This window comes from Pseudomonas gingeri (genome assembly GCF_013385425.1).
Lineage (GTDB): Bacteria > Pseudomonadota > Gammaproteobacteria > Pseudomonadales > Pseudomonadaceae > Aquipseudomonas > Aquipseudomonas gingeri_D.
This window is the reverse complement of record NZ_JACAQA010000026.1, coordinates 1,465-5,458: the sequence shown is the minus strand read 5'-3', so window position 1 is coordinate 5,458 and position 3,994 is coordinate 1,465. Positions and strand designations below refer to the sequence as shown.

Annotated in this window: 2 tRNA genes and 2 rRNA genes (1 of these 4 cut by a window edge); all 4 read right to left on the bottom strand. The window is 51.9% G+C overall.

Annotated elements, in window-relative coordinates:
* Positions 1-168 precede the first annotated feature (168 nt).
* Positions 169-3,059, bottom strand: a 23S ribosomal RNA gene (locus HX830_RS25265).
* A 267-nt stretch (positions 3,060-3,326) separates the two neighbouring features.
* Positions 3,327-3,402: transfer RNA gene (locus HX830_RS25260), tRNA-Ala, on the bottom strand.
* A gap of 30 nt (positions 3,403-3,432) precedes the next feature.
* Positions 3,433-3,509 (bottom strand) — tRNA-Ile (locus HX830_RS25255).
* A gap of 82 nt (positions 3,510-3,591) precedes the next feature.
* A 16S ribosomal RNA gene (locus HX830_RS25250) occupies positions 3,592-3,994 on the bottom strand; it runs 1,090 nt beyond the window's last position.
* The 16S and 23S rRNA genes sit together here with 2 tRNA genes alongside, the layout of an rRNA operon.

Below are 3,994 nucleotides of genomic sequence, written 5' to 3'. Positions count from 1 at the left end.
CTCTATGGTCGTCAAGAAATTCGGGAGCCAGGTCGTTTGCCCTTACGGGTTCACGCTCCAGCAAATGGGTATGTGACAGCTCGGTGTTTTGTGAGTCGCAAACTTTCGGTTCGTTTCGTCTTCACACACCGCAACTTGGCCTTTCGACGCAAATTGCTTGGGTGTTATATGGTCAAGCCTCACGGGCAATTAGTACAGGTTAGCTCAACGCCTCACAGCGCTTACACACCCTGCCTATCAACGTCGTAGTCTTCGACGGCCCTTTAGGGAACTCAAGGTTCCAGTGAGATCTCATCTTGAGGCAAGTTTCCCGCTTAGATGCTTTCAGCGGTTATCTTTCCCGAACATAGCTACCCGGCAATGCCACTGGCGTGACAACCGGAACACCAGAGGTTCGTCCACTCCGGTCCTCTCGTACTAGGAGCAGCCCCTCTCAAATCTCAAACGTCCACGGCAGATAGGGACCGAACTGTCTCACGACGTTCTAAACCCAGCTCGCGTACCACTTTAAATGGCGAACAGCCATACCCTTGGGACCGGCTTCAGCCCCAGGATGTGATGAGCCGACATCGAGGTGCCAAACACCGCCGTCGATATGAACTCTTGGGCGGTATCAGCCTGTTATCCCCGGAGTACCTTTTATCCGTTGAGCGATGGCCCTTCCATACAGAACCACCGGATCACTAAGACCTACTTTCGTACCTGCTCGACGTGTCTGTCTCGCAGTCAAGCGCGCTTTTGCCTTTATACTCTACGACCGATTTCCGACCGGTCTGAGCGCACCTTCGTACTCCTCCGTTACTCTTTAGGAGGAGACCGCCCCAGTCAAACTACCCACCATACACTGTCCTCGATCCGGATAACGGACCTGAGTTAGAACCTCAAAGTTGCCAGGGTGGTATTTCAAGGTTGGCTCCACGCGAACTGGCGTCCACGCTTCAAAGCCTCCCACCTATCCTACACAAGCAAATTCAAAGTCCAGTGCAAAGCTATAGTAAAGGTTCACGGGGTCTTTCCGTCTAGCCGCGGATACACTGCATCTTCACAGCGATTTCAATTTCACTGAGTCTCGGGTGGAGACAGCGCCGCCATCGTTACGCCATTCGTGCAGGTCGGAACTTACCCGACAAGGAATTTCGCTACCTTAGGACCGTTATAGTTACGGCCGCCGTTTACCGGGGCTTCGATCAAGAGCTTCGCGTTAGCTAACCCCATCAATTAACCTTCCGGCACCGGGCAGGCGTCACACCCTATACGTCCACTTTCGTGTTTGCAGAGTGCTGTGTTTTTAATAAACAGTCGCAGCGGCCTGGTATCTTCGACCGGCATGGGCTTACGGAGCAAGTCCTTCACCCTCACCGGCGCACCTTCTCCCGAAGTTACGGTGCCATTTTGCCTAGTTCCTTCACCCGAGTTCTCTCAAGCGCCTTGGTATTCTCTACCCAACCACCTGTGTCGGTTTGGGGTACGGTTCCTGGTTACCTGAAGCTTAGAAGCTTTTCTTGGAAGCATGGCATCAACCACTTCGTCGCCTAATGGCAACTCGTCATCAGCTCTCGGCCTTAGAATCCCGGATTTACCTAAGATTCCAGCCTACCACCTTAAACTTGGACAACCAACGCCAAGCTGGCCTAGCCTTCTCCGTCCCTCCATCGCAATAACCAGAAGTACAGGAATATTAACCTGTTTTCCATCGACTACGCTTTTCAGCCTCGCCTTAGGGACCGACTAACCCTGCGTCGATTAACGTTGCGCAGGAAACCTTGGTCTTTCGGCGTGGGTGTTTTTCACACCCATTGTCGTTACTCATGTCAGCATTCGCACTTCTGATACCTCCAGCAAGCTTCTCAACTCACCTTCACAGGCTTACAGAACGCTCCTCTACCGCATCACCTAAGTGATACCCGTAGCTTCGGTGCATGGTTTGAGCCCCGTTACATCTTCCGCGCAGGCCGACTCGACTAGTGAGCTATTACGCTTTCTTTAAAGGGTGGCTGCTTCTAAGCCAACCTCCTAGCTGTCTAAGCCTTCCCACATCGTTTCCCACTTAACCATGACTTTGGGACCTTAGCTGACGGTCTGGGTTGTTTCCCTTTTCACGACGGACGTTAGCACCCGCCGTGTGTCTCCCATGCTCGGCACTTGTAGGTATTCGGAGTTTGCATCGGTTTGGTAAGTCGGGATGACCCCCTAGCCGAAACAGTGCTCTACCCCCTACAGTGATACATGAGGCGCTACCTAAATAGCTTTCGAGGAGAACCAGCTATCTCCGAGCTTGATTAGCCTTTCACTCCGATCCACAGGTCATCCGCTAACTTTTCAACGGTAGTCGGTTCGGTCCTCCAGTTAGTGTTACCCAACCTTCAACCTGCCCATGGATAGATCGCCCGGTTTCGGGTCTATTCCCAGCGACTAGACGCCCTATTAAGACTCGCTTTCGCTACGCCTCCCCTATTCGGTTAAGCTCGCCACTGAAAATAAGTCGCTGACCCATTATACAAAAGGTACGCAGTCACCCAACAAAGTGGGCTCCCACTGCTTGTACGCATACGGTTTCAGGATCTATTTCACTCCCCTCTCCGGGGTTCTTTTCGCCTTTCCCTCACGGTACTAGTTCACTATCGGTCAGTCAGTAGTATTTAGCCTTGGAGGATGGTCCCCCCATATTCAGACAAGGTTTCTCGTGCCCCGTCCTACTCGATTTCATGACTAAGAGATTTTCGCGTACAGGGCTATCACCCACTATGGCCGCACTTTCCAGAGCGTTCCGCTAATCTCAAAGCCACTTAAGGGCTAGTCCCCGTTCGCTCGCCACTACTAAGGGAATCTCGGTTGATTTCTTTTCCTCAGGGTACTTAGATGTTTCAGTTCCCCTGGTTCGCCTCTTGCACCTATGTATTCAGTACAAGATAACCATCTTATGATGGCTGGGTTCCCCCATTCAGACATCTCCGGATCAAAGTCTGTTTGCCGACTCCCCGAAGCTTTTCGCAGGCTACCACGTCTTTCATCGCCTCTGACTGCCAAGGCATCCACCGTATGCGCTTCTTCACTTGACCATATAACCCCAAGCAATCTGGTTATACTATGAAGACGACATTCGCCGAAAATTCGCAAAACTCTTAAGAGTCACTCACAAATTTTACCTTAGCCTGAGCCGTTACCAGTGAAAGTAACGTCCAGTCTATCTTTCTATCACATACCCAAATTTTTAAAGAACGATCTAATCAAAGACTAGAAATCAACATTCACCATCGCATGATGGAATGCTCATTTCTAAACTCTAACGCAGAAGCAACTACAGCCAACAACCATCACAACGTAAATGGTGGAGCCAAACGGGATCGAACCGTTGACCTCCTGCGTGCAAGGCAGGCGCTCTCCCAGCTGAGCTATGGCCCCGTATTGCTACAGGCTTTTCCCACACAAAATTGGTGGGTCTGGGCAGATTCGAACTGCCGACCTCACCCTTATCAGGGGTGCGCTCTAACCAACTGAGCTACAGACCCAATTTCGGGCTGCTTCTTATCGTCTTCTTCAATGAATCAAGCAATTCGTGTGGGAACTTATGGAGCAGCTGATGTCGTCGATTAAGGAGGTGATCCAGCCGCAGGTTCCCCTACGGCTACCTTGTTACGACTTCACCCCAGTCATGAATCACACCGTGGTAACCGTCCTCCCGAGGGTTAGACTAGCTACTTCTGGTGCAACCCACTCCCATGGTGTGACGGGCGGTGTGTACAAGGCCCGGGAACGTATTCACCGCGACATTCTGATTCGCGATTACTAGCGATTCCGACTTCACGCAGTCGAGTTGCAGACTGCGATCCGGACTACGATCGGTTTTGTGGGATTAGCTCCACCTCGCGGCTTGGCAACCCTCTGTACCGACCATTGTAGCACGTGTGTAGCCCAGGCCGTAAGGGCCATGATGACTTGACGTCATCCCCACCTTCCTCCGGTTTGTCACCGGCAGTCTCCTTAGAGTGCCCAC